Source organism: Pseudoalteromonas sp. MMG024, assembly GCF_021654175.1.
Classification (GTDB): Bacteria; Pseudomonadota; Gammaproteobacteria; order Enterobacterales; family Alteromonadaceae; genus Pseudoalteromonas.
Genome location: NZ_JAKFZO010000009.1, coordinates 62854 through 88969, shown reverse-complemented (window position 1 = coordinate 88969; position 26116 = coordinate 62854). Strand labels below are relative to the sequence as shown.

The 26116-nt window shown below is 40.5% G+C and carries 19 protein-coding genes; 12 read left to right on the top strand and 7 right to left on the bottom strand.

Features of this window, described 5'->3' with window-relative positions:
* Positions 1 to 13: 13 nt before the first annotated feature.
* Together L1068_RS10330 and L1068_RS10325 are read left to right on the top strand one after the other, a co-directional pair.
* Positions 14 to 1495: a VCBS repeat-containing protein gene (locus L1068_RS10330; RefSeq protein WP_237130184.1), complete on the top strand. Its 1482-nt coding sequence runs from the start codon at positions 14 to 16 to the stop codon at positions 1493 to 1495.
* A gap of 93 nt (positions 1496 to 1588) precedes the next feature.
* A complete protein-coding gene (locus tag L1068_RS10325) occupies positions 1589 to 2281 on the top strand; it encodes a transporter substrate-binding domain-containing protein (RefSeq protein ID WP_343221908.1) in 693 nt (230 codons plus the stop codon).
* A 546-nt stretch (positions 2282 to 2827) separates the two neighbouring features.
* Here L1068_RS10325 and L1068_RS10320 read toward each other — a convergent pair.
* Entirely contained in the window at positions 2828 to 4057 is a 1230-nt protein-coding gene (locus L1068_RS10320; protein WP_237130182.1) for a NupC/NupG family nucleoside CNT transporter, read from the bottom strand.
* Positions 4058 to 4078: 21 nt separating this feature from the next.
* Positions 4079 to 4705: a uridine kinase gene (gene udk / locus L1068_RS10315; protein WP_040642196.1), complete on the bottom strand. Its 627-nt coding sequence runs from the start codon at positions 4703 to 4705 to the stop codon at positions 4079 to 4081.
* Between the two features lie 309 nt (positions 4706 to 5014).
* Here udk and L1068_RS10310 point away from each other — a divergent pair, with 309 nt between their 5' ends.
* The 5 genes from L1068_RS10310 to L1068_RS10290 all read left to right on the top strand — a co-directional run bounded on the left by L1068_RS10310 (position 5015) and on the right by L1068_RS10290 (position 10090).
* Positions 5015 to 6226: a phosphopentomutase gene (locus L1068_RS10310; RefSeq protein WP_237130181.1), complete on the top strand. Its 1212-nt coding sequence runs from the start codon at positions 5015 to 5017 to the stop codon at positions 6224 to 6226.
* Between the two features lie 17 nt (positions 6227 to 6243).
* Positions 6244 to 6945, top strand: coding sequence for a purine-nucleoside phosphorylase (gene deoD, locus L1068_RS10305; RefSeq protein ID WP_010558407.1), 702 nt, complete (start codon positions 6244 to 6246; stop codon positions 6943 to 6945).
* A gap of 215 nt (positions 6946 to 7160) precedes the next feature.
* Positions 7161 to 7499 carry a DUF3718 domain-containing protein gene (locus L1068_RS10300; RefSeq protein WP_237130180.1) on the top strand — a complete coding sequence of 113 codons (339 nt, stop codon included), beginning with the start codon at positions 7161 to 7163 and terminating at the stop codon, positions 7497 to 7499.
* 149 nt (positions 7500 to 7648) lie between these two features.
* Positions 7649 to 9328: a phosphate ABC transporter substrate-binding/OmpA family protein gene (locus L1068_RS10295; protein ID WP_237130179.1), complete on the top strand. Its 1680-nt coding sequence runs from the start codon at positions 7649 to 7651 to the stop codon at positions 9326 to 9328.
* Positions 9329 to 9445: 117 nt separating this feature from the next.
* Complete coding sequence (locus L1068_RS10290; protein WP_237130178.1) at positions 9446 to 10090, top strand: hypothetical protein; 645 nt, start codon at positions 9446 to 9448, stop codon at positions 10088 to 10090.
* A 919-nt stretch (positions 10091 to 11009) separates the two neighbouring features.
* On the opposite strand, the gene L1068_RS10285 is transcribed toward L1068_RS10290, so the two are convergent.
* Positions 11010 to 12617 (bottom strand): isocitrate lyase, encoded by a 1608-nt coding sequence (locus L1068_RS10285; protein WP_237130177.1) that lies wholly within the window; start codon positions 12615 to 12617, stop codon positions 11010 to 11012.
* A 253-nt stretch (positions 12618 to 12870) separates the two neighbouring features.
* Here L1068_RS10285 and L1068_RS10280 point away from each other — a divergent pair, with 253 nt between their 5' ends.
* The gene (locus tag L1068_RS10280) at positions 12871 to 15039 is read left to right on the top strand and encodes a malate synthase G (protein WP_237130176.1); all 2169 of its coding nucleotides are present in this window, start codon (positions 12871 to 12873) and stop codon (positions 15037 to 15039) included.
* Positions 15040 to 15108: 69 nt separating this feature from the next.
* Here the strand turns inward: L1068_RS10280 and L1068_RS10275 are convergent, their stop codons facing one another.
* The gene (locus tag L1068_RS10275; protein ID WP_237130175.1) at positions 15109 to 15831 is read right to left on the bottom strand and encodes a YebC/PmpR family DNA-binding transcriptional regulator; all 723 of its coding nucleotides are present in this window, start codon (positions 15829 to 15831) and stop codon (positions 15109 to 15111) included.
* A gap of 346 nt (positions 15832 to 16177) precedes the next feature.
* Between L1068_RS10275 and L1068_RS10270 the strand changes: the two genes are divergently transcribed.
* Entirely contained in the window at positions 16178 to 18223 is a 2046-nt protein-coding gene (locus L1068_RS10270) for an EAL domain-containing protein (protein ID WP_237130174.1), read from the top strand.
* Here L1068_RS10270 and L1068_RS10265 read toward each other — a convergent pair.
* Positions 18220 to 19092 carry an autotransporter domain-containing protein gene (locus tag L1068_RS10265; RefSeq protein WP_237130173.1) on the bottom strand — a complete coding sequence of 291 codons (873 nt, stop codon included), beginning with the start codon at positions 19090 to 19092 and terminating at the stop codon, positions 18220 to 18222. The two genes, L1068_RS10270 and L1068_RS10265, sit on opposite strands and share 4 nt — an antisense overlap.
* A gap of 415 nt (positions 19093 to 19507) precedes the next feature.
* Here L1068_RS10265 and L1068_RS10260 point away from each other — a divergent pair, with 415 nt between their 5' ends.
* Positions 19508 to 19741 (top strand): hypothetical protein, encoded by a 234-nt coding sequence (locus tag L1068_RS10260; protein WP_010558399.1) that lies wholly within the window; start codon positions 19508 to 19510, stop codon positions 19739 to 19741.
* 23 nt (positions 19742 to 19764) lie between these two features.
* Here the strand turns inward: L1068_RS10260 and L1068_RS10255 are convergent, their stop codons facing one another.
* Entirely contained in the window at positions 19765 to 20364 is a 600-nt protein-coding gene (locus tag L1068_RS10255; RefSeq protein WP_100914614.1) for a lytic transglycosylase domain-containing protein, read from the bottom strand.
* Between the two features lie 364 nt (positions 20365 to 20728).
* Positions 20729 to 22627 carry a beta-ketoacyl synthase gene (locus tag L1068_RS10250; protein ID WP_237130172.1) on the bottom strand — a complete coding sequence of 633 codons (1899 nt, stop codon included), beginning with the start codon at positions 22625 to 22627 and terminating at the stop codon, positions 20729 to 20731.
* A 128-nt stretch (positions 22628 to 22755) separates the two neighbouring features.
* Here L1068_RS10250 and L1068_RS10245 point away from each other — a divergent pair, with 128 nt between their 5' ends.
* Positions 22756 to 23742 carry a helix-turn-helix domain-containing protein gene (locus tag L1068_RS10245; RefSeq protein WP_054977934.1) on the top strand — a complete coding sequence of 329 codons (987 nt, stop codon included), beginning with the start codon at positions 22756 to 22758 and terminating at the stop codon, positions 23740 to 23742.
* 553 nt (positions 23743 to 24295) lie between these two features.
* On the top strand, positions 24296 to 26113 hold the full coding sequence (locus L1068_RS10240) for a S8 family peptidase (protein WP_237130171.1): 1818 nt from the start codon (positions 24296 to 24298) through the stop codon (positions 26111 to 26113).
* Positions 26114 to 26116 lie beyond the last annotated feature (3 nt).

The window sequence follows — 26116 nt, the reverse complement described above, 5'->3', positions numbered from 1 at the left end:
GCGAGGAAGTAACATGAAAATAATAACAGCATTAGTCGTTACTCTGGGATTTGCCAGTACATCGAGCTTGGCAAATAGCAAAAAAGATTTATTTAATGAAGTGGCAATAGAAACCGATCTAACCTTGTCTCACCCTGTCTATCCAATAGATTTATTGCCTAATCCTGGCAAAGAATTAATGCTTATCGGCACACACAGCGGACAGCAATATATTGATATTTTTGCTGCATCAGAGGCTCAGCTATATAACCGCATAAAACGTGTAAAAGTGCCTGATACGATGCTTGGTGTTGATTTTACTAAGTGGCAAGATACCACACAGCAGGTTTATTTATTTTCATCTAATGGCATTTATCAGTTAGCGCTTGATGGGCCTGAGTTAGTTGTACCGGTTGTTGACATTCAAACTTACTTGAAAAAAAGTGGTGCACAACACCTAAGCAAAATGGAGTTTGTTTACAACATTAATGATGACCAAAAAGCGGACTTTTTCACAACAGATCTTAATCACAGTTATGTGCATATTTCTGATGATACTGGCTATCAAATGGCCAAGGTTGATTTACCTGCACGACTAGAAATAGAAGGGCACAGTGCCGAAATTGAACCGCCTCGTTTTGCCTTTTTTGATACAAATGAAGACAACATGTCAGAGCTTATCGGCTTTGAAAATGGCTTATTGAATTTACTGCCAAGTGTCGGTAGCAACTCTGGTCAGGCGATAAAATTGCGTGATGATATTATGGTGGATGACTGGTGGCATGCCAAAGATGCCGACGGTGATTCACTTGACCAAAGTAATTTAGTGTATCGCAAACTAGAGCGTGTTGTTGACGTTAACCACGATGGTATTTTTGATTTGGTGGTGCGTTATACACGAAGTAGCGGGGCGCTTGATAGGCAAAATGATTATGAAATCTACTTAGGCGCAATCGAGCAAGGAAAGTTTATCTTTCAAAACCAAACGAATTCGCTTATTCAAGATGAAGGCACATTAACCGATCTGCATTTGCTTGATATTGATAACGATAAACAGTTAGAGGCTTTGGTGTCGGGTTTTGATATTGGCGTATCACAAATTATCGGTGCGTTGTTATCGGGGTCGGTATCTCAAGATGTGCATCTTTTTTATCAAAATGAAAAAGGCGAATTTAACCCCAAAAATAAAATTACACGAGAGGTTGAACTAAGCTTTAGCTTGTCGAAAGGGCGCAGTGGCTCACCTGTAGTGTTGTTTGCCGATGTAAATGGTGATGGTAAAAAAGACTGGGTGCTGTCGGATGAACAAAAAGCGTTTAACGTGTATTTAGCTAATAATAAACATAGTTTTTCTCGTCGCGCGAGCAAGTATAAAACCACTTTGCCAATGCAAGGTCGTCGTGTTGTAACAAGCGACTTGAACTTAGATGGCAAAGACGATTTGGTAATGAGCTACGGTCGATTAGATGATAAAAATATGCGTAAAACCATAAAGATATTGTTTGCGACGAGCTAAGTTTTCGTATTCAGTCAGCAAACTCTAGACTACACTTGCTAATTATTTTTCCAAGGGCACTACAGTGTTAAAAAATTACTTACAGCGAGCTTAATAACACTTTCCTTTTCAGCTTCAGCTGGGGCTATTCGTTTTGGCTATAATCAGCAATATTCAGCGCCACATGTGATTAATAATGGAAAGGGTACAAGCGTATCGGGCATTGTGATTGATGTAAGTAATGCGATTTCACAAGAAGCTGGATTTATGGCAAAGCAGCTTCCTTTGCCGCGTAAGCGTATTGAACAGTACCTTATTGATGGCAAAATCGATGCACAATGTCATGCTAACCCTATTTGGTATAACGCGCCTTCTATTATTTGGAGTGAGGTGCTTTATTCTGATGCTGACATTATTGTGAGTGATCAGGCTATCGCCTCGCTGCAAGCGCTAAGCTTACACAAACAGTTCAAACTAGGCACTGTGCTTGGCTATAAGTATCCTAACCTTACCGAGTATTTTGAGGCGGGTAATCTTAAACGTTTTAATAGCACCTCATCTAAAGATAGCTTAACACGCTTTACTAAAGGCGAATTAGATGGTTTTGTTGCGTCCTACAGCGAAGCGAATTACTTAACCCGACTAAGACGTTTTAATGTGTTAGAAGTGAACTCTTATGATTTACATTGCTCGTTTTCACCTAAGCTCAATGCAAAAAAACGTCAGAGCTTAATTGATGCGGCGCATAAACTGCGTGATAACGGTGAATTTAAGCGGGTATTCGCTAAATATATTAAGCCTGAATAGTTTAATACCAATTCACTTAAGTAGCTACTCATTCTAGCGGACTAAGTATCATGCTCACTGCGTTAGAATTTATCAATGTAGAACAACTAGATAAGAAAAACTCCGCATTGCTGTTATGTCATTTATCCAGCGCTATCTCTGATCTCATACTTAACAGGATTGGCATAACGTTTAAACAGTTTTTGGTTGTGATTACATAATTGAGACAAATAAAAAGGGCCCATAAAGGGCCCTTTGGTTTTCTCTAGTATCGTTCAAATTTTTTGCCAGTCTTAACCCCTTAAGACAATTAGGCAACCCTTTGCAGGGCTCCAGTACCGGAGTGTTAATCAAGTACTTGGATTTGGGTAGCAGACAGGTCTTGCCTATTTGCTAAATAAAGCGGCTATACAAGTAACTTTATACCCTTAGGTATTAACTTAGCCTACATCCCACATGCTGTAGTTGTTGATTTAGCACATTTATCAACACACTCATTTCTATCGTGCCTGCAATAAAAACGAGTAACTACGTTGCTAAGTTAAGTTACTTCTAGCCGAGTAACCGTTATGCAATTGACAGGAAAAAGCCTGCAATCGCTGCACTCATTAGGTTTGCCATTGAACCGGCTAAAACCGCACGTAAACCTAATTGCGCAATATCTTTACGACGACTCGGTGCCATACCACCAATACCGCCTAGTAAAATTGCAATTGAACTCAAGTTTGCAAAGCCACACAGTGCAAAAGTAACAACGGCTTTCGTGTGCTCGCTCAGTTGCGCTTGATAGTTCATAAAGTCTAAGTAAGCAACAAACTCATTTACTACAAGTTTTTGCCCAATGAAGCTACCAGCAAGCTGTGCTTCACTCCAAGGAATACCTAACAACCATGCAATTGGAGCAAAGGCGTAACCTAAAATTTGTTGAATTGTTAAGTCTGGGTTATCAAACCAACCACCAATCCAGCCAACAAAGCCATTACTTAGGGCAATTAGTGCCACAAAAGCCAATAGCATTGCACCTACATTCATTGCCAGCTGCATGCCGTTTAATGCGCCGCCTGCGGCTGCATCAATCACGTTTACTGGCTTTTCTTCACCGTGATCTAAATCGTTTAGATCTTGTTTTGGTGTTTCTGTCTCTGGCACCATCATTTTTGCCATTAAGAAACCACCCGGTGCCGCCATAAAGCTGGCTGCAATTAAGTATTTTAATTCAACACCTAAGCTTACGTAGCCTGCTAAAATAGAGCCTGCTACTGTTGCTAAACCACCTACCATAACGGCAAATAATTCAGAGCGTGTCATCGTGGCAATAAATGGTTTTACTACCAGTGGCGCTTCTGTTTGGCCAACGAAAATATTAGCGGTTGCAGAAAGTGATTCTGGTTTCGATGTACCTAATAACTTTTGTAGGCCACCACCTAAAATTTTAATAACAAAATCCATCACTCGTAAGTGATATAACACCGCAACAAGCGCAGAGAAAAAGACAATTACTGGCAGTACTTTGATTGCAAATACAAAGCCGATGCCGTCAATTTCATCTCCCGCTAGGCCACCAAATAGAAATCGAATACCGTCATTCGCATAACTAATAACGTTGGCAACGCCTACTGAAATACCGTTTAATACTTCACGCCCTGCAGGTACGTACAAAACAAATGCGCCGATCAGCACTTGCAGTGCAAACGCACCGCCTACGGTGCGTAAATCTATTTTTTTTCGGTTAGTTGAGCATAAAAATGCGAGCGCTAATAAGCTCGCGATGCCAACTAAACTCATTAATGAGGTCATATATATTTCCCAAGTTACCTTCTATTGAAGTAATTGTTTTATTTTGCTTTTTAGTATATCAATGGCAACTCGATTTCGCCCCCCGCGGGTCACAACAACATCTGCATTGTGCTTCGACGGGTCGATAAATTGGTAAAACATTGGTCTTACCGTGGCTTGGTATTGCTCAATCACCGATTGCAAGCTTCTACCGCGCTCTTCTAGATCACGTTGCATACGACGCATCAGGCAAATATCTAACGGTGTATCAATAAACACCTTAATATTAAACTCATCGCACAGTTTAGGGTCTGATAAAAGTAAAATACCTTCAACAATCAGAATCTTAGCCGGTTGAATTCGACGAGTTTGGTCGCTGCGCGTGTGCTTTGCGTAATCGTATACAGGAATATCGACTGGTTTACCTTCCTTGAGCTGATTTAAGTGCTCAAGCAAAAGTTCATGCTCAAAAGCGTCTGGGTGATCGTAGTTCGTTTGCGTTCTATGTTCGAACGGCAAATGAGACTGATCACGGTAATACGCGTCTTCTTCAATAATAGCGATAGCACCAGGTGCTAGTTCGTTCAAAAGCTCATTGTAAATAGTTTGACTAAACAACGATTTACCAGAAGCTGATGCACCTGCAATCGCGATAATTGTGCGTGTCACAAAAACGTTACCTTAAAAATCATTACAACAGTGACTTACCTTAGCAAAAAAGCGCACAATTATCTTTAGTTCGTGACGCCTACTGGTTCTTTCCTGAATACAGCGGTAAATTTAGCCCCTTTAACTGGTTAAAAACAGGACAAAAGTCCTGTGTAACCCTAGGCGCACAGCCTAGAGTATTTATAACGCTGAGCGTGATTAGCTAGGCGAAATGTGAACCAATGGCTAAAATAAATGCAGGCACGCCAATTATTTTTGGCGAGACACAACGGCATTTGGTATATCAGGCTATTTTAAATTGAGGTAACTATGGCAAGAGCGCTAATTTTAATGGCAGACAGTTTAGGCATAGGTGCTGCACCTGATGCTGAACGCTTTGGTGATAAAGGTGCAAACACTTTGGCGCATTTACTCGCTGCTTACCATGGTGAAACTGGCCAAAAACTCGCGCTGCCTAATTTATCAAAACTTGGATTAATTGATGCGTGCGAACAAGCAAGCAATACCAATTGCCAAGTGGCTGAGCGTAACGCTCCGATTGCAGCATATGGTTATGCAAAAGAAATTTCATCAGGCAAAGATACACCATCTGGTCATTGGGAAATGGCCGGAGTACCAGTGTTATTTGATTGGGGTTACTTTCACGATAAACAAAATAGCTTCCCAGATGCGTTTATCGCCGAGTTTATAAAACGCGCTAATCTACCGGGTATTTTAGGCAACTGCCACTCGTCAGGTACGGTTATTTTAGAAGCGTTAGGTGAAGAGCACATGCAAACAGGTAAGCCTATTTGCTATACCTCTACTGATAGCGTATTTCAGATTGCCTGCCACGAAGACACCTTCGGTTTAGAGCGTTTATATGAAATTTGCGAAATAGCGCGTGAGTTATTAGATGAATACAATATTGGCCGTGTGATTGCACGTCCATTTTTAGGTGACGCAGCAGATAACTTTGCGCGTACCGGCAACCGCCGTGATTATTCGGTATTGCCACCGGCACCAACATTACTCGACAAACTAGCTGAAGATAATGGTGCAGTAATCAGCATAGGTAAAATCTCTGATATTTACGCACACCAAGGCATTACCGAAAAACACAAAGCGCCAGGGCTTGAAAACTTAATGGCTAAAACCGCCGAGGTATTTAAACAGGCAAAAGAGCATAGCTTAACCTTTGTAAACTTAGTGGACTTTGATGAAAAGTTTGGCCATCGCCGTGATGCGATCGGCTATGCCAAAGCGCTAAAGCAATTGGATGACTATTTACCTGAATTTTTAGCCTTACTTGGCAAAGATGATGTGCTAATGATTACTGCAGATCATGGTTGCGACCCAACATGGCAAGGCACTGACCACACTCGTGAATATGTGCCGGTTTTAGCGTATACACCTGGTATGACGCCAGTTAATTTAGGTGAGCGCGAAACTTTTGCAGACATAGGTCAAACATTAGCAACATGGTTTTCACTTGCGCCACTTGAATACGGTAACAGTTTTAAATCTCAGCTTGGCAGTTAACTTAGATAGGAAAGATTATGAGTACTCCACACATTAATGCACAATTAAACGATTTTGCCGAAACGGTATTAATGCCAGGCGACCCGCTTCGCGCGAAGCACATTGCAGAGACATTTTTAGAAGATGCACGTGAAGTTACATCTGTAAGAAATATTCTTGGATATACCGGTACTTATAATGGTAAACCTGTGAGCATTATGGCATCTGGCATGGGTATTCCATCGATGAGCATTTATGCGCGTGAATTGATTGTGAGCTACGGTGTAAAAAACTTAATTCGCATTGGTACTTGTGGTGGTATTGGTAGCGATATCAAAATTCGCGACGTAATCTTTGCTCAAGGCGCATCGACAGATTCAAATGTTAACCGTGCACGTGTACAAGGCTACGATTTTGCTGCCATTGCTAACTTCGACCTGTTGGTAAACGGTGTGGAAGCGGCGAAGCGTTTAGGCATCGCTGCTAAAGTAGGTAATGTATTTACGACAGATACTTTCTATCAAGCGTCGAACGATCTTTATCAAAAACTAGATAAACTTGGCGTATTAGCAGTTGATATGGAAACTGCGGGTCTTTATGGCGTTGCCGCAGAATATGGCGCAAATGCAATGGCGCTTTTCACGGTAAGTGACCATGTGATCACAGGTGAAGCTACCCCAAGTGAAGAAAGACAAAATAGTTTTAATGAAATGGTTAAAATTGCTCTCGAGTCAATTTAACGGTTTTATTAAAAAACTCCTAAACAGTTGTGAAGTCAAAAACCAGTAGATAATTCTGCTGGTTTTTTTTCATCTACAACTTGCTGAAAGCACATCAAATACATATTTCATTACAGTTAGATCCTTGGATTAACACTGTAATTACCTCTGTAACAGGCGAAATTACTAGGTTCTGCTAATTTTAAAAGGCGTTCTGAGAGAGTGAGGAATGGAGTATGAAAGCATTAGCAACTACTGCAATAGCGGCATCGCTATTGGTGTTACCTAGCGCGGCAATCGCGTTTGATAAATCGACTATTGAGAGCTTATTAATACAGGCATGCAAAGATGTAAAAAGTAACAAGGTACTCAAGCTAAAAACCAATTTAAAATCAAATCACTTAACCCTTCCGTTAATTAGTGAAAAGCTTATGTGTAATGGTGAAAGCGTGTATGATTTTGCTATGACGCACAATGCCGATAAAACCGCTAAGCTGTTAAGAACCGGTTCGGTGTCAATTCATGATGTTGCCTATAATAGCTCAGATAAAATTTGGGTATGGTTAGATGATTGAAATATAAGCATTTAAACTATTCAGCCTGCAATCATGCAGGCTGTTTTGTCAACCCCCTTTACAAGCAACTTTCACAATAAATCTAAAGTATTGTCATATAACTGCCATATAAAGTTCATAACATACCCGAAAAAAAATGAGGTATGGCAATGGAACAGGAAAAGCAACAGTTAATCGAGCAAATAATCTCAACTGCCAAACGAGAGTTTGATATCGATTTAGCAAAAGAAAAGTTAATCTCAGAAGAAGAATATCGCGCGTTAGTGTTCACTGAGCTTTTGAGTTTAGAAAACACAGAACTAAGTCGTCTTATTGAGCAGTTTAATGCGTCACCTAGTCATCAAGCGCACGCTTCACAGGCTGAACCGATTTCACAGTCAAAACAGCGAAACACGGGCGTAATAATTGCTGCATCAGTTGCCGTGATAGCACTTTGTGCGGTAGGCGCTTGGTTTGGCTTATCTGGCGACACGACAGCACAATCGAGCCAGGTAGCGGCAGTACCGAATAAAGTGATTTCACAAAAATCAGCACAAATGAGCAAGCCTACTCCGGTGGAAAAAGAACCTGAGGCGGTGTATCAATCCCTATTTGCAATTCACGGCTCGAATACCATAGGCGAAAAACTCGCACCAGCATTATTAAAAGCCTATTTTGAAGAGCAAGGTGCTAAAGATATTGATTGGCAACAGGGACGCATTGCAACTGAGCGCACCATGCAGTTTGAAATGGATGGTGACAAGCTGGAAATAGGTTTGGCCGCACATGGTTCGTCAACCGCGTTTAAAGCGTTAAACGCGAATATGGCGCAAATTGGTATGTCTTCGCGCAAAATAAAAACCAGTGAAGTTGAAGCGTTAAAAGGTCAGTCAGGTGACTTATCTAAGCTTGGCAATGAGCACATTATTGCGCTGGATGGTTTGGCAATTATTGTTAACCAGAATAACCCGTTAAAGACCATAACAACTGAAACACTATCGCGTATTTTCTCTGGCGAAATTGATAATTGGGCCGAGATTGGTGGTGACCAAGCCCCGATAAAAGTATTTGCTCGTGATGATAACTCTGGCACATTTGATACGTTCAAATCGTTGGTATTAAAGAAATATGGTCGCAAATTAACGAAGAAAGCAGAGCGATTTGAATCGAGCTCAGAACTGTCTGAGCATGTGTCACGCGATGATTATGCAATTGGGTTTATCGGCTTAAATTACATTCGATACAGTAAAGCACTGGCAATTGCAGATAGCAGTGACACTAAAGCAATTTACCCAACGCGTTTTACCATTGCGACGGAAGATTACCCGCTGGCACGTCGACTATACTTATACACGCCAACTAATAGTGCTACGCAAATAAAAGACTTTGCTAATTTTGCAATTTCAGACCGCGGCCAAGAAATCGTGCAGGAACTGGGATTAATCTCGCAGTCTATTCGTGTTGAAGACGTTATGGCAAGCGAACTGGCTTCAGACAAATATAATCAGTATGCAAAACTTGCGAAACGTTTATCGCTGAACTTCCGCTTTAACTATGCAACGCGCGACCTTGATAACAAAGGTAAACGAGATTTACAGCGCCTTGTATCGTTTGTTGAAGAAAACCCAAATCGCAAGCTTGTACTAATGGGTTTTTCGGACAGCATTGGGGCACGCGATAAAAACACTATGTTGTCGCTAAGCCGCGCTAAAAGTGTTGAACAAGAGCTTAATGCTCGCGGTATTAATGTCTATGCGGTAGAAGGCTTTGGTGAAGATATGCCACTTGCAAATAACGATAACGAAGTTGGTCGTGAACGTAATCGCCGCGTTGAAGTTTGGGTACTTTAATACAAATTAAAGTAGTCTCATAAATCACACTTAATACTGAGTTTAGTTAACCTAGTCATATATTTGTCATGTTTATTGACTAAACTCAGTGCCTTATCTGATTAGGGAGGGCTTATTGTGTACAATTTATTAATGGATAAAGCGAGTTTATCGCAAGTTTTTCTGGCGTTTGCACCGATGGAAGCGCTTAAAGTTAAACACAATATTGATTATGCACTTGAGGCGTTATCACTGCCATCAGCTGAGCTATTAGCCGAGATGCAAGTATTAGGAATTGACCTATCAGATAAGCCTTCAGCATCAAAAAAAGTGGATTTAACTACAATTAATAGCACAGTGCTAAGTTCACATTTGACCGAATTGTTTCTTGATAAACACAAGCTACTAAAAACATTTTCAGACTTCTCATTATCTGAGCAAGTTGAGTTGAGAGCGTTTCTGCAAAGCTTGATGCCGATGTTACATTTACCGCCACAAGCGTTAGTTGAAAAAATGCAGCGCGAGGGTGTGCTTGATGTATTGATGGGCGAAAGTGATAAAGCAAAAGCCGTAAAAGATAAAATCGCAGCACTTTCTCAAAATAAACGCGATCATAAAGTTGATGAAGTTAAAGAGCGCTTAGCTAAGCTTTCTAGTAAGCCGCAGCAGTGTGCTGATGAGTTAAAAATAGCGCGTGTTAAAGCTAATCTTAATAAAGCCTCAGTAACCGATAATGCAACTATCATCGCAGATGCCAAACAGAAGATTGTACAGCTAGGTTAAATAACCTAGTTGTACTTGATTGATAAACAGATCCCCTTCATTTTTCTATAAATACTGTACCAGACCGTTACAAACCAAAATTTTACTAACTTACTAGCGTTCCCCCTTATTTTTAAACGTACTCGGACATATTTACCGTATTTATTTCTTAGATTTGAATGCAGAGATCATATTTTTACTAAGCTAAGCCAGAAAAATATTAAGCAAGCCCATTTTAGTTAGTAAAATTTTGATCTCATAGCTGACTTTTAACTAAAAATAGCGTTTAGTTAGTAAAATTATGATCTCTAAAAACACAAAAATGTCGTTTTATTGATTTTAGTTAGTAAAAATCTGATCTATTAAGGTATTTGATCATTAATTTACTAATCAGCTAGTAAAATAATGATCCCAAACACGCCACAAGTTAGTAAAAATATGATCTCTAAAATCAACAGTTAGTAAAATTTTGATCTCTATTGTTTGGTTTTGGCTGTGAAAACGAGGTGTTAGCGGTACTTTAAGGGTGTGTTAGGGTTAAAAGTAATCAGTTGTTAACTTTGATTTTACAAATGAGCGTGGTTTTAAATCGCTAGTAAAATCTCGATCTGTTTTTTTAGCGGCAATCTTGATACTTAGTAAAAATATGATCTCTATCTCAAAGTTATTATTTATTAAAACAAAAAAAGGCCGTCAGGCCTTTGGATCACAGTTAGGGATACATAATATCAATTCGCTTAAATAGCTAATCAGTCTAACCGGCTAACTATCATGTTAAATGCGCTGGGGCTTATCGAAGTAGTATCACACGATAAGAAAGCTACGCCTTGTTAGCATTTTATTTATCCGGTGCTAAACCTGCTCAAATACTTAACCGAATTGGTATAATAGTGGTAAAAAAGCTAGGCAAGTGCCTAGCTGATTTACTGGCTAAACAGTATTAAGAAAACTGGTTCATAGTGTTGTCTTCACCTGCAGCTTTTAGGGCCGCATCTCCAGAGAAGTACTCTTTGTGGTCGTCACCCATGTCAGAACCTGCCATGTTTTGGTGCTTAACACACGCAATGCCTTGGCGAATTTCTTGACGTTGTACGTTCTTAACATAACCAAGCATACCTTGCTCACCAAAGTACTCTTTTGCAAGGTTATCGGTAGATAACGCTGCAGTGTGGTAAGTAGGCAGTGTAATTAAGTGGTGGAAAATGCCTGCTTCACGGGCTGCATCAGCTTGGAAAGTACGGATCTTTTCATCAGCTAATGCTGCAAGTTCAGTGTTATCGTATTCCACGCTCATTAGCTGCGCACGGTTATATTGAGATACATCTTTACCTTCTTCAACCATAATATCGAAAACTTGCTGACGGAAATTTAGAGTCCAGTTAAATGATGGAGAGTTGTTGTAAACAAGTTTAGCGTTTGGCACTACTTTACGAATTTCATTTACCATCGCACCAATTTGGCCTACGTGTGGTTTTTCCGTTTCAATCCAAAGTAAGTCAGCACCATTTTGTAATGCAGTAATACAGTCAAGCACACAACGCTCTTCACCCGTACCAGAGCGGAATTGGAACAAGTTACTTGGTAAACGCTTAGGACGAACCAGCTTACCGTTGCGGTTTAAAATAACATCACCGTTTTTGATATCAGTCGATTCAATTTCTTCTACGTCTAAGAATGCGTTGTATTGGTCGCCTAAATCACCAGGTTCGTTGCTTACTGCGATTTGTTTAGTTAGACCGGCACCAAGTGAATCGGTGCGCGCTACGATAACGCCGTTATCTACACCAAGTTCAAGGAATGCATAACGAACAGCATTGATTTTCGCTAAGAAATCTTCGTGCGGTACAGTCACTTTACCATCTTGGTGACCACATTGTTTTTCATCCGATACTTGGTTTTCAATCTGGATACAGCATGCACCTGCTTCAATCATTTTCTTAGCAAGTAGGTAAGTTGCTTCCTCGTTACCAAAACCAGCATCAATATCAGCAATAATTGGTACAACGTGTGTTTTATGGTCGTTAATTTTAGCTAGGATTGTCTCTTCTTCTGCGCTGTTACCTGCTTTACGCGCTGCATCAAGTTCACGGAAATAACCGCCTAGTTCACGGGCGTCAGCCTGACGTAGGAAAGTGTAAAGTTCTTCGATTAATGCAGCAACCGACGTTTTTTCATGCATTGATTGGTCTGGAAGAGGGCCAAATTCAGAGCGTAGTGCTGCCACCATCCAACCTGAAAGGTAAAGGTAACGACGGTCAGTATTATTTTGGAAATGCTTTTTAATTGAAATCATTTTTTGCTGACCGATAAAGCCATGCCAACAGCCAAGTGATTGCGTATATTGAGATGGGTCTTGGTCGTATGCTTCCATATCTTTACGCATAATATCAGCAGTGTAACGCGCAATTTCCAAGCCGTTTTGGAAGCGGTTTTGCAAACGCATACGCGCTGCTGACTCAGGGTTAATATTTTGCCATTTCTTCTCGCCTACTTCTTTTAACGTTGCAATGCGGTCGATTTCTTGTTGGTAAGTTAATTGTTTAGCCATCGTGTTAAGTCCTTCATCTTGTTGATTAGATGGCGCTGGTGTTATTACCTTTTTGAGCAACAACATTGAACGGGTAGCGCCTTTACATTTAAGTTAGGCTGAAACGGCATGATTTATAAAATTTATAGTTTTTATCATGAATATTTTTTTTATGAATGCCAAAAGCAAGCTTTCTTGTGTAACTTAGATAGAATCAAATAACCAAATTATTTAAACGCATACAATTGTGTGCCACTTCAAGGTGAGAAAATTTATGACAACACGTATTCACCATGCAGGGTTAGCTGTTGATCCCAGCTTATACGCATTTATTAACCATCAAGTTATTCCAGGTACGGGCATTGACGTGGAGCACTTTTGGCAAGGCTTCTCAAAAATCGTGTCTGAAATGACACCGATTAACCGCGCACTATTAGTGAAACGTGATGATCTGCAAGTGCAAATCGATCAATACCATCAAGCGCATTCAAACTTTGAGTTCGACCATTACAAACAATTTCTGCAGCAAATTGGCTATTTAAAACCAGCACCTAGCGATGTAGCAGTGGTAACTGAAAGCGTGGAGCCTGAAATTGCCACAATGGCAGGCCCGCAGCTGGTTGTGCCGGTAAGCAATGCGCGCTTTGCGCTAAATGCAGCGAATGCCCGTTGGGGGTCATTGTATGATGCGTTATATGGCACCGATGCTATCTCGTACGACAATGGCCGTGAAGCCGGACGCGAGTACAACCCCGTGCGTGGTAATGCGGTAATTGATTTTGGCCGTGAGTTTTTAGACCAAGCATTGCCACTAACATATGGATCACACAAAGATGCCAGTGATTACGCGATTGTTGATGGTAAGCTGATTGTCACGTTAAACAATGTAAGCCAAAGTGCATTGCAATCACCAGAGCAGTTGGTCGGCTATAACGGTACTAAGCAGCAACCTACAGAATTGATTCTTAAAAATAATGGGCTGCACATTGTGATTCAGTTTGATGAAAACCATCAAATTGGCAAACAAGATAGCGCACATATAAAAGATATTGTGCTTGAGTCGGCATTAACCACCATTATGGATTGCGAAGATTCTGTTGCCGCGGTTGATGCAGAAGATAAAGTTGGCGTATACAGCAACTGGCTTGGTTTAAACAAAGGCGATTTATCGGTTGAGTTCGAAAAAGGTGGCAAAACACTTACGCGTGCGCTTAATCCAGATTTAACCTACACAGATTTAAGTGGCGATGAGCAACAGCTCAAAGGTCGCAGCTTAATGCTCGTGCGCAATGTTGGTCACTTAATGACAAATCCTGCGATTCTCGATAAAAACGGCGATGAAGTTTTTGAAGGCATTATGGATGCTGTGATCACGTCGTTGATTGCGTTGCATGATTTAAAAGGGAATGGTACTCGAAAAAACAGCCGAGCTAATAGCATTAATATTGTAAAACCGAAAATGCATGGCCCTGAAGAAGTGGCTTATGCGAATACGTTATTTTGTAAGGTAGAAAACTTGCTTAACCTGCCTGAAAATACCTTAAAAATGGGTATTATGGACGAAGAGCGTCGGACTTCGGTTAACCTCGCTGCGTGTATTGCTGAGGCGAAAGAGCGCGTTATCTTTATCAACACTGGTTTCTTAGACAGAACAGGTGATGAAATTCATACTAGTATGCTTGCAGGACCAATGTTGCCAAAAGATGCAATTAAAGCGCAAAAGTGGATTGGTGCGTATGAAAACAACAATGTGGATGTAGGCTTAGCATGTGGCTTAAGCGGTAAAGCACAAATTGGTAAAGGTATGTGGCCAATGCCAGATGAAATGGCGCAAATGCTCGTACAAAAAACTGCACATGTGCAAAGTGGCGCAAATACGGCGTGGGTGCCATCACCAACGGCTGCTACCTTACATGCGATGCATTATCATCAGCAGGATGTATTTAGCTTACAACAGGAAATTAAACAGCGCGTTGCTGCTAATGTGGATGATATTTTGTGTCCGCCACTGCATCCAGAGCCAAAATCAATGACCTCTGATGCGATTCAAAATGAGCTGAACAACAATGCGCAGGGTATTTTAGGCTATATGGTACGTTGGGTTGAGCAGGGAGTTGGTTGCTCTAAAGTGCCTGATATTAATAATGTGGGCTTGATGGAAGACAGAGCCACATTACGTATTTCATCACAGCATATGACTAACTGGTTATGCCATGGTGTTTGCAGCGAGAAACAGGTAATTGACACCCTTGAAGCAATGGCCAAAGTGGTTGATAAACAAAATGAAGGCGACGCTAATTACCGTAATATGTCAGATAATTATGCGCAGAGCGTGGCGTTCCAAGCGGCACTAGAGTTAGTGTTATCAGGTACCAAACAACCGAACGGTTATACAGAGCCTGTGTTACACCGCCGTCGTTTAGAGTTTAAAGCGGCGAATTAAATGTGCTGATTTATCAAGCTCAATTACAAAAAAGGCCTGAATAATCAGGCCTTTTTTATATGACTTTGATTAGTCTTGTACGATTGCGTTGTGGTAAATGTTTTGCACATCATCGCTATCGTTAAGCATATCCATAAACTTTTGGAAAAGCGGGATATCATCGCCTTCAATATCCACACTTGTTTGTGGTACGAAAGTGATTTCTTCAACATCTAGCTTCATATCTGGAAATGCTTCTGCCAGAGCAGTTTTAACGTTATAGAACTCAGTGTGTGGTGCAAATACTGAAACGATGCCATCTTCAACTTCAACATCAGTTACGTCAACGTCTGCCATCATTAGTGCTTCTAACACTTCTTCGTCGTTATCGCCTGCGAATGCAAATACAGCTTGGTGATCAAAGCTGTGGGCAGCTGTACCAGGACCACCAATTTTTGAATTAGTTTTAGTAAATGCTAAACGCACATCTTTGATGGTACGGTTTGGGTTATCCGTTAAACAATCGATAATAACCATGCAGTTACCTGGACCGAAGCCTTCATAGCGTGCTGGTTGGTAATCTTCGCCAGCGCCGCCTTTTGCTTTTTCAATCGCTTTGTCGATTACGTGTGCCGGTACTTGGTCTTTCTTTGCTTTTTCGATAAGGCGTTTTAACGATAAGTTAGTATCTAATTCTGCGCCGCCGTTTTTAGCCGCTACATAGATCTCTTTACCGTATTTAGAGTTTACTTTTGTTTTTGCGGCTGCTGTTTTAGCCATCGCGTTCTTGCGAACTTCAAACGCTCTTCCCATCTTAATTCACTCTCTATTCTCGCAGGAAATTTAGTTGCATGATTCTAACAAGTAAGGGATAAAACAGCTAGTAGCAACGCAATATTAACAATTATTGTAAGTCAGTAAGCTTGTTGATTATAAAGTACATATATATATTTTATTTTTATCATTTATCTAATTTATGTTTGTTGTTTTTACTTTTAATCTTTTGTTTATAGACTATTATTTTTAAAGTAGTTTTCTAAAGTATGGATGTATTATTTGTTGCGACAACGACTTAGGCTTTGCGCTAACTCGGTAGGTCTTTTACTAAAAAGAATAGAACAATAGGGAATATTATTAAGTTTATGGAGTTAATGGCACTGTGAAGGATTATGGACAGGGCGATATAAGTTTACGCTTACTGGTGGAGCGGATGCTTGACGGCTTTTGGCTGGTCAACAAGCATGGTGTTATCCTAGATGTTAACGAACAATATTTATCACTTACTGGGTACAGTAAAGAAGAAGTTGTTGGGCATCTCATTGAGGATTTTGAACTCTTTGAATCAAATCAAGATACCAATGATAGAATCGCTAAAATCACTGAATTTGGTAGCGTTAGATTTGAGAGTAAGCACGTAACTAAAAACGGCGAAGTCGTTGATGTTGAAGTGATGGCAAGTGCGGTGCCAAATAAAGAAGGGTTGTTCTTTGGTCTTATTCGAGATATTCGCGTTCGAAAAGAATATGAAGCAAAACTGCTGTTAACAAATAATATCATTAACCAAGCGAGCGATGGCATTTTAGTTACCGATAGCTCGGGGATCATTGAATATGTAAACCAATCTTTTATCAATATTACCGGTTATCAGAGTGATGAAGTAATCGGTAAAACACCCGCAGTGTTAAGTTCAGGTATGCAATCAGCTTCCTTTTATGATCAAATGTGGGCATCTCTTGAAAAAAAAGGAGTATGGGCTGGTGAGGTATGGAACAAGAAAAAAACAGGTGAAATCTATCCTGAATGGCTCACCATTAATTCATTAAAGAGCGGTAAAAAGACATCCCATTACATTGCGCATTTTAATGATTTATCTGAGTCGAAAAGGCTCACGAGTCAACAAGAGTTTCTTGAATTTCATGATCTACTTACTGGCATAGCAAACCTAAAATTATTTAACCAACGTTTAAGTATTGCACAAATGTTATACGAAAAACAAAATGTGCCTTATGTCATAATTATGCTTGATGTAAGTCGTTTTAAAACGGTGAATGATGCGCTAGGGCATGCTGCAGGCGATCATATACTTAAAGAAATAGCTAAGCGATTAGCAAAACGCATACGCCTTTCAGATACGTTGGCGCGTTTCAGCGGCAATCAATTTGTGATTTTGATGAGCGAACAAAATGTGCCACAAAATATCGATAAAATTTGCCAAAATATCGCAGCTTATTTTGACGAACCTTTTTATTTCGGCACACAAAACATTAAGTTATCCGTCAATATTGGTGCGGCAATATTTCCAGAACATAGCAAAGAACATAATGATATCCTCGCGTATGCGGAAATGGCGATGTACCATGCCAAAAAGCAGCAATATGATTATATTCAATTGTTTAATAATCAAATAAAACAAGCGCTTTCTACTCGAAATAAATTAGAGGAAGGATTGAAAACAGCGATAAAGCGCGACCAACTTACCGTTTATTTTCAGCCTCAAGTGAATAGTGCTACCAATGAGGTATTCGCGATTGAGTGTTTGTTACGTTGGCAACACCCTGAATTGGGGAGTATTTCACCTGATACATTTATACCCATTGCTGAAGAGAGTGGGCTTATATGTGAGATTGGTGATTGGGTAATGGAGCAAGCATTAACACATGTCAGACAGTGGCTGTTAAGCAATATTTTTGATGGTAAAGTTGCAGTTAATGTATCGATAGCGCAGTTTTTAAACCCTAATTATCTTGTAGGTTTAAGAAACTTGCTTAGCAAAACACTCGTTGCAGCAAGTAAAGTAGAAATTGAGGTCACTGAGTCATTATTTAGCAATCAAGATGCAGATCATTTAGCGATATTGAAAGAACTCAATTTAATGGGATTTCCAATTGCCATTGATGATTTTGGCACGGGTTATTCATCACTCCATCGCATAAAAATGATGCCCGTTAATACCATTAAAATTGATAAATGCTTTATTGATAATATTGAAACTGATGTAAGTGACCAAACTATAGTACAAGCGGTAGTTAACATCGCAAAAAGCATTGGGTTAAATGTACTTGCAGAGGGTGTAGAGACACAAGGGCAGGTTAATAAATTAGCTGAGTTTGGCTGTTATTATTGCCAAGGCTACTTTTATGCAAAGCCACAACCTATAGACACCTTTCCAAACTGGCTGGCTGAATTTAAAAATAAATCCGTTTAGAAACGATACCCAATACGCCAGCTTATACTTGAAACATAATCATGTGGTAAAAATGCCACGCTGCTATCAAGCTCAACCATCCACTCGGGCGTGATATCGTAAGTGACAAATACACTTAGCTCGGCGTAGTCATCATCAGTATTGTGAGGATACGACTTTCTGCCTGCAAAACTGACAAACTTATCGGTTTGTTTAGTACCATCGCCTTGAAACAGTTCATTCCAGCGTATAACGCCGCCTGCAAGTAAATAGGTATCGGGTCTAATTTCAATGATCTTTGACGCCGAGAGTAAGCCGCTTAACACTACAGTTTCATCTTCTAGCGCATCCAGTAACGTTAGCGCCATTTCATTTTGCTCAATCATAATGTCGCGATAACGCCATTCGTTGTATTGCACAAGTAACGACGGCTCGATAACCCACTCGTCAAAAAATATACCGTACCCTACAGACAGGCCGTAACTAGGAGCATACGTTTTGTGTTGTGATGAGGGGAGTTCTAAAAATGATTCTCGGTAATCGCTTTGCCAGTAAGTGTAATTTCCTGATATCGCAAAGTTTTCAATGAAGTAGGTTAGCGTTGCAGCGTAAGATTGTGAGTCAATCTTTAGTGAATTCGCTTTTCGTGAAAAGTGGGTATCTTCCCAGTTGATATAATCTAAACTGACTCGCACGCTCTCACTAAAGTCGTGTGCTAATGAAAAACTCGTGCCACTGGGTGTTACACTGGTCAATGTGCCAGATTGATCTAGCGGTAAATCAGAATGGCTTTGGCCTACTTTAATTTCAACAGCATTCGCACCAGTTGTTATGCCAAGCATTAAAACTGGTAAAAAACAGTGATATGTAAAGCGGTTTAAATTGCACATAGCCAACTCATAACGATACAGCGGTGACGATAATAGCAGCAATTAGCCGCGGCAAATAAGTGAAATTGCTAATAAAGTGTGAAATTTTGTAATCCAATTTAACAGTTGAGTGCTTTTTAAACGCTTATGTGGTTTTTATTTAATCTACAGCTGCGCAGCCCTTAGAAAATTTGTTTAGCGTAGCGTGTGATTCAAAGTTGACGATCGAGATTAATTGCACTTTGAAAAATGAATTGTTTTTGCAATTACATAACGAATGTAAAGCTTATTCATTTGCTTGGTAAATTTTTATTCACTATTGCTAATTGCGTATTGCACTTTTTTTCTACTTAGTATTTAATGGCCGCCACTTTTTTGCCTTGGGCAAAAATACCGAAGTTAGTATTGGTTAGAGAAATAAAAATAACGGTGCGTTATGGATTTTTATATCCTAAAAAAAGGGGATGAGCTAAAAGCCATTCCTGCTGACAAAGCAATTTGCAAAAGCTATGAAAAATCGGGTTATAGCTATATTGATAAAGTAGCGGCATGTACTGAGCAAGCAGCTATTAACAAGCTAAAGGGAAAAACCTTTGAAACGCTTAAAGGGCCATTGCTCCGTTTAAGTGTTGTTATTTTTGCATTGATTCTACTGTGGTGGGTGAGTTAACCACCACAGCTTCCTTATTTACCCTAGCTGGGTGAAATCTTTCTTTTCTTTTTATTTATTGCCACACGATAACGGTTATGCAGTATGCCAACGCGTTCGACATACGCTTTCGTTTCTGCAAATGGTGGTATGCCTCGGTATTTTTTAACGGCATTAGGCCCTGCATTATACGCAGCCGTGGCTAACCTAATATTGCCATTAAACTTTTCCAATAAATAAGATAAATACTTAACGCCGCCTAAGATATTTTGGCTCGGTTGAGTTGGGCGCTTTATACCCATGTATTTAGCCGTTGCCGGCATCAGTTGCATTAATCCTATTGCGCCTTTTTTTGAACGTGCATTGGCTTTAAATGCTGATTCAGCGTGGATCATCGCGCGAACGAGAGCAGGGTCAACATTATGTTGTTTACTTGCTGTCGCTATTTCTAAATGATATTTGTCTGGATAGATTGGAATTTTGTGCCAATTTAAAGACGAGCGCAGTTGGCAGGCATAACAGCCCGTACGATAAATACTGTAGCTGTGTTTTATTGGTTTTCGGTCGGTAAAAGCAATAGAACCATCACTTTTAACGTACTGATAAATAGGTTTAGCAGCCGCTGAAAACGCGAAAAACAGCATTATTAGAAGTAGTCTAAAAATCATTTTCGGTAAGGTATAACGTATTATTGTAATTATGGTCTGAAAGAGCAGATTTTCAACTCTTTCAATGGTGGTTACTTTACCTGTTTTTAGATGTGCTTTGTAGCCTAGATAGAGGAATTCGATAAATTCTGTTATTGATAAATGAAATGCTAACAAAGCTGAATTTATAATTGAGCGTTATGCTATATCGATAAATTAAAACGCAATTAGCATGTTATGTAGTGTGTAATGATGATGAGCTGGTTAAGTGCAGTGTTATAAAGAGTGCAAAAAAGTAAAAAGGCGCTTAACGCGCCTTTAGTAGATGACAGTGTATCCTATTTAAAGGAAGTGAATTTGCTTACACCATATCATCGAAAGGGTTGTTTGCAGTTAGTTTTACAGAGTGTGTAAAACCAGGCAAAGAAAGAGTTTCTTGCGTTAATTCGATATCGTTTTCATCAATTAAGCCATCACCAAAGCGGTAAATTAATTGGTAATCACCTAAATTTGCAGCCGCGCTGTAATCAGCTTGGTCTTGTTTAGTTTGTGTGAGTTTATCGCGATACGATGCCATTGCACTTTCGCCATGACGTTTAGTGAGCATCTCTAGCGTAATATTTGCTGAGAACATTGGCGCTGTAGCGTTGTTACCGCCAAAGCCTTTTGAGTTAATAAAGGCAATATCTTGTGCTTCACACTCATAGTGCTCAGTGCGAATATCAAGACGCTCGGCGTAAACGTCGTCAGCGACTTTATCGATTGTGGTGATACCCGGCATAATGTTATGGCTAAAAATACCAAGTGCCATGGCCATTTGGTCGCCACTTGCTGGGCCAATTGTATGACCAACAAAGGCTTTAGGCGCGGCCAGTTTCCAATTATCAATATTAAATGCTTTTGCAACGCGGTCATAAATGATTGACTCAGTTACACGGTTTTGTGGTGTACTTGAACCATGGGCAAGAATATAGCTACGCTTTTGTACTGCTTCTTCACCGAGAATGCTTGTTGCAAGAGCTACTGATTTTGCCATCGTAATATAATTACCTGGGCCTGGCGCAGTAATTGATTTTTTGATGCCATCAGCGTTTACAAATACATCAGGTACTGAGCCCATAACGTCAGCGCCAAGCTCTAATGCTAATGCGTCATCCATTAATACGGCAAATTGTGCGCCTTCACCTATGGTAAAGCCGCAGTTTTCACCAAATGGACGGCTGGTGCGACGTAAATCTGGGGTATCGCTATTATCAAGCTTTTTCAAGCCTTCAATATTTGCCAGTGCGCTCATATTGCCAAAGCCTTCAACAATTTCAGGCGTAATTGCACAATCAACACTGCCAACAATTGCAACACGGGTGCGGCCCGCTTTGATATCGTGCACTGCTGCACGTAAGTTGTACAAGAAGGTAGCGCATGCGCCTGATGTAGTGAAGGTTGTGCCCACATTGCCGGTTACATAAGCGTTAATAAAGTCCGTCGACATGGTATTTAAACCAAGTGCTAAGTTTTTGGTGCTAACGCGGTCGCCTCTTAAGCGGTTTTTCATCATACCGCCGAATGCTTCATCTTGCATTTGGCCTGCAACTGATGCGGAATAAGTACCGATTTGATCAGGGTCCACAACAGCAAGTACATCTTGCCACGCTAAACCAGTTGATTTGATTGCATCAGTTGCGGCAAAAATAGTGGCTTGTAAGCCACGAGGCTGATAGCGACTGTTATAAAGCGTGCTTGGATCAAAGCCCGTTGGAAATTGGCCAGCTGCTTTAATTGGATTATCGCGGTAGGTATCGTGCTTAAGTGATAATTCACTGTTAATCGTTACTTTAACTTTACCGCCTTCCAAGTTTTCTATTTGCCAATCGCGCGGCTGGGGTGACGGTAAGTGACGCGCACTTGTTTCAAATACAATGCTGTCGCCTTCACTTGGCATTACCGTCATTTTTTGATGCCCATGAGTGGCATCAACATCAAAATGATTGTTTTCAATTTTACGAATTAAGGTACCAGCAATAATTTGCTCACCAAATTTAGCTTCGATTTCGCTTGCGCAAATAGCTTGGTTTTCATGGTCAACAAGTTCACCGTTTTCTTGGCGTACTAGATTCATTAACGTTGCAAGGCCAAGAAATGTTTCTTGTCGCGCTTCTTGTGTTAATTTATCTATTACAATGCGACGGAACCCTTGGTGAGCAGATGTGCGTCCTGCGGCATTAATACCACCCATTCCAACAACAATAGGTAATGCAGTCATAAAAACCCTAGATATATACAGTTTGCGTTATTTAGACACAGTTTATTTTGATTTTAAGTTTTAGTTTGTGTTTAATTGGACATAGTTTTGGTGTATTTGGCCATTTCAAACTGGTTTGAGCAGTTATTATGACAACAAAAGTACGACTCTTATTGTATCCACAAATATTGGCGACCAGCGTTACGCTGCCAGTAGAAATGCTTAAAGCGGGCGAAGCATCATTTCATGACCGCAAAAATCGTAAGCTTGATATTAAGTTTGTAGCCGATAAACAAGAGCTGATCCAATGCCGCGCGGGGTGTGCTTTTTTACCCGAATTAACTGTTGGCTGTGATGACAATGCCGATTTTATTATTGTGCCGGGGATCTGGCGAAATCCTCGCCCTGTTATTAAGCAAAACCAAGCGGCGATTGGCTATTTGAAAGCTCAGTGGCAACAGGGTGCAACAATTGTCGGTGTTGGTACTGGTAACTGTTTACTTGCGGAAGCAGGCTTGCTTGACCATCACGCAGCAACAACGCATTGGCATTACGCTAAACAATTTCGCAAAGACTATCCTAAGGTCGATCTAAAACCGGAATTTTTTATTACGCAATCGGAGCGTATTTTTTGTGCGGCCAGTTTAAACTCGCTGGCTGATATTATGGTTTACTTGATTGCGCAATTATTTGGGCGAGATGCCGCGCAAAATGTGGAACGTAACTTTTCTCATGAAATTAGAAAACCATACGAAGAGCAGCGTTATTTAGAGGGGGCAGTTGATAGACATGCCGATGAACTCATTGCGCAAATTCAATTTTGGCTTAAAAACAACGCGTCGAGCGAATTATCAATGCAGCATGTTGCTGAGCAATTTGGTATTAGCCAGCGCACCTTATCACGGCGTTTTAAAGCGGCAACGGGCACCACAGCCAACCATTATTTACAAAAAATGCGCCTTGAAATGGCCCAAGAGTTATTGGCTTCGACCAACCTAACCGTGCAAGATGTAGCGGTAGCTGTAGGTTATGTTGATCAAGGTTATCTCACCAAAGTATTTAAGCGCGAGTTAAAACAAACACCGTCAGATTATCGTTTACTGGTGAGGAAAAAATTGTTTAAAACGGATTCGTGATTTTTTAATTATCTAGATGTTTGGAATAACTGTTAAGCACTTATCTAAAATTCATTTCTGCAATTGGGTTTACAGTTTCTCGCAACTTACTGTGCGCAAAAACGGCGCAACCAATTGGTCATCTACAAAAGTTATACCGTGAAAGCTCAATGTATTAACAGTTATTTTGGTAGTGACTGAACACAGATTCAATATGCTTGTTTGTGATGTTTATTGAGAGATTATATGTCTTCGATAAAGCGTAGGTAAGATAGCACTTCTCGCCCGTCGGCAGGTGTTGAGAGCGCTCTTGTTATAGCTGAATAATCTAACTTATTTGATTTTTGTTAATTTAATGTAAATAAATGTAAGTCATTATCTTTCAATTAGTTAAGAGTTTATAAACAAGTCTAAAAAGACAGCGTTGTCATAATAAGTTTATTTAAAATTAATAACTTACACTTTTGCGTCATTGTCTGCTGTAACTGCTATCGGCGTACTTTCTTTTTTTTTTGTTATCTGTTTTAAATGTTCGTCCCGATTAAAGGGGAAATACTAAATTTCAGGGGACAAAATGAAAATAAAAATAAAACCTTCCTTGTTGGCTGCAAGTGTAATACTTGCCTGTACGCCAGCAATTGCAAAAATTACTGATTCAACCTTTCCATTACAAAGTGGCGATCCATTAGTTGCTGAGCAATGGCACCTACAGAACATTGGACAAACCGGCTTCTCACAGTCTGCGGGCACATCTGGCAATGACCTTGATATCGATTTCACGCATTTAATGGGTATTAAAGGTCGTGGTATTACAGTTTCTGTGATCGATTCAGGTGTAGAGATTGATCACCCAGATTTAAGAGCTAACGTTGTGGCGGGTTCTCTTAATTTAGGTGACGGTTCAGGTTATCCGCAAGATAATAATGGTCATGGTACATCTGTCGCAGGCTTAATTGCTGCTACCGAGGCAAATGGACTAGGTGGGCGTGGTGTTGCACCTCACGCTAATATTGTTGGCTTTAACTATTTACCTAATCAAACTGTTGGTAACTGGCTTGTGTCTCACGGTTTGTCAGAAGATTTTCGTCAATTAGATCGTTTTACCGATCCGCGAGTGTTTAACCAAAGTTATGGCAGCACGCCAGCGACACCGGTTGTGCATAATTACGTACTTAACCCGTGGCAAGAGCTGCAAGACGACGTATATCGCTACATTACTGAAGAAAGTCATTGGGGACGTGGTTCTGTTTATGTTAAATCGGCGGGTAATTCGTTCGGAACATATAACGCTTATTACCAAGGTGTGCCTATTTTAGTGCTGCCTTACGAAAACAATCAGTTCTTTAATAACCAAGGTTTACCTTTCCATAATGCGAATATTGCTCCGGATAACAATAACCATTGGAACCTAGTCGTGTCAGCATTAGATGCGCGTGGCAAGCTAACGTCTTATTCATCTGTGGGCTCCAACGTATTTGTTGCAGCGCCGGGCGGTGAATTTGGCGAAGCTGCACCTGCAATGGTAACAATTGACTTACAAGGGTGTGAAGCCGGTAGTAATGTAGCGGGCGAGCATGGCAATGCATTGCATGGTGGCTCTGAGCTAGATCCGAACTGTGATTATACAGGCACAATGAACGGCACGTCATCGGCGGCACCTAATACATCTGGTGCAATAGCGAATATTATGTCTGCGAATCATGCACTTGACGCTCGTTCGATTCGCCATATTTTAGCGCAAACAGCACGCAAAACAGATGAAAACCACCCAGGTGTTGATTTAACATTTGAAAATGCCGATGGTGAGCTAGTTACTTATAATGCAATTCCATCTTGGCAACGAAATGCAGCTGGCTATAACTTCCATCAGTTTTACGGTTTTGGTGCGGTTGATGTGGATGATGCAGTATATAAGGCCTTGTTCACACCTGTAACACCACTGCCTGAGCAAGTGATTACGCCGTGGCAAACGCAAATCGCAGATGCTGAAATTCCTGATGCAAGTTTAACTGGCGCAACCAGTACATTAGCGTTCGAGCAAGATGTGACTGTTGAAGCAGTTCAAGTGAAATTGAATATTGATCATACTCGCTTACGCGACCTTGCTATCGAATTAATTTCACCTTCGGGTACTCGTTCAGTATTAATGAGTGCACGCACTGGCTGGTTAGGTACTACTGAAGGTGGATATACCGATACATTAATGCTTAGCAATCATTTTTATGGTGAAACAGCACAAGGTGAATGGCAGTTAAAAGTAATCGATACAGACAAAGGTAATAGCTTTACTGTTGGTTTCAATGCAAGCATTGGCTTAGTTGGCTTTAACCAAAATAACAATGCAGAAAACGGCGTGTTGAAAGACTGGTCGCTACGTGTAATTGGTCATTAAGGA

Excerpts from the sequence above, each read along its gene's own strand:
- L1068_RS10330 (WP_237130184.1), top strand. The coding sequence starts at position 14 with ATGAAAATAATAACAGCATTAGTCGTTACTCTGGGATTTGCCAGTACA.
- L1068_RS10320 (WP_237130182.1), bottom strand. The coding sequence starts at position 4,057 with ATGACCTCATTAATGAGTTTAGTTGGCATCGCGAGCTTATTAGCGCTC.
- L1068_RS10310 (WP_237130181.1), top strand. The coding sequence starts at position 5,015 with ATGGCAAGAGCGCTAATTTTAATGGCAGACAGTTTAGGCATAGGTGCT.
- deoD (WP_010558407.1), top strand. The coding sequence starts at position 6,244 with ATGAGTACTCCACACATTAATGCACAATTAAACGATTTTGCCGAAACG.
- L1068_RS10300 (WP_237130180.1), top strand. The coding sequence starts at position 7,161 with ATGAAAGCATTAGCAACTACTGCAATAGCGGCATCGCTATTGGTGTTA.
- L1068_RS10295 (WP_237130179.1), top strand. The coding sequence starts at position 7,649 with ATGGAACAGGAAAAGCAACAGTTAATCGAGCAAATAATCTCAACTGCC.
- L1068_RS10285 (WP_237130177.1), bottom strand. The coding sequence starts at position 12,617 with ATGGCTAAACAATTAACTTACCAACAAGAAATCGACCGCATTGCAACG.
- L1068_RS10280 (WP_237130176.1), top strand. The coding sequence starts at position 12,871 with ATGACAACACGTATTCACCATGCAGGGTTAGCTGTTGATCCCAGCTTA.
- L1068_RS10275 (WP_237130175.1), bottom strand. The coding sequence starts at position 15,831 with ATGGGAAGAGCGTTTGAAGTTCGCAAGAACGCGATGGCTAAAACAGCA.
- L1068_RS10265 (WP_237130173.1), bottom strand. The coding sequence starts at position 19,092 with ATGTGCAATTTAAACCGCTTTACATATCACTGTTTTTTACCAGTTTTA.
- L1068_RS10260 (WP_010558399.1), top strand. The coding sequence starts at position 19,508 with ATGGATTTTTATATCCTAAAAAAAGGGGATGAGCTAAAAGCCATTCCT.
- L1068_RS10255 (WP_100914614.1), bottom strand. The coding sequence starts at position 20,364 with ATGCTGTTTTTCGCGTTTTCAGCGGCTGCTAAACCTATTTATCAGTAC.
- L1068_RS10250 (WP_237130172.1), bottom strand. The coding sequence starts at position 22,627 with ATGACTGCATTACCTATTGTTGTTGGAATGGGTGGTATTAATGCCGCA.
- L1068_RS10245 (WP_054977934.1), top strand. The coding sequence starts at position 22,756 with ATGACAACAAAAGTACGACTCTTATTGTATCCACAAATATTGGCGACC.
- L1068_RS10240 (WP_237130171.1), top strand. The coding sequence starts at position 24,296 with ATGAAAATAAAAATAAAACCTTCCTTGTTGGCTGCAAGTGTAATACTT.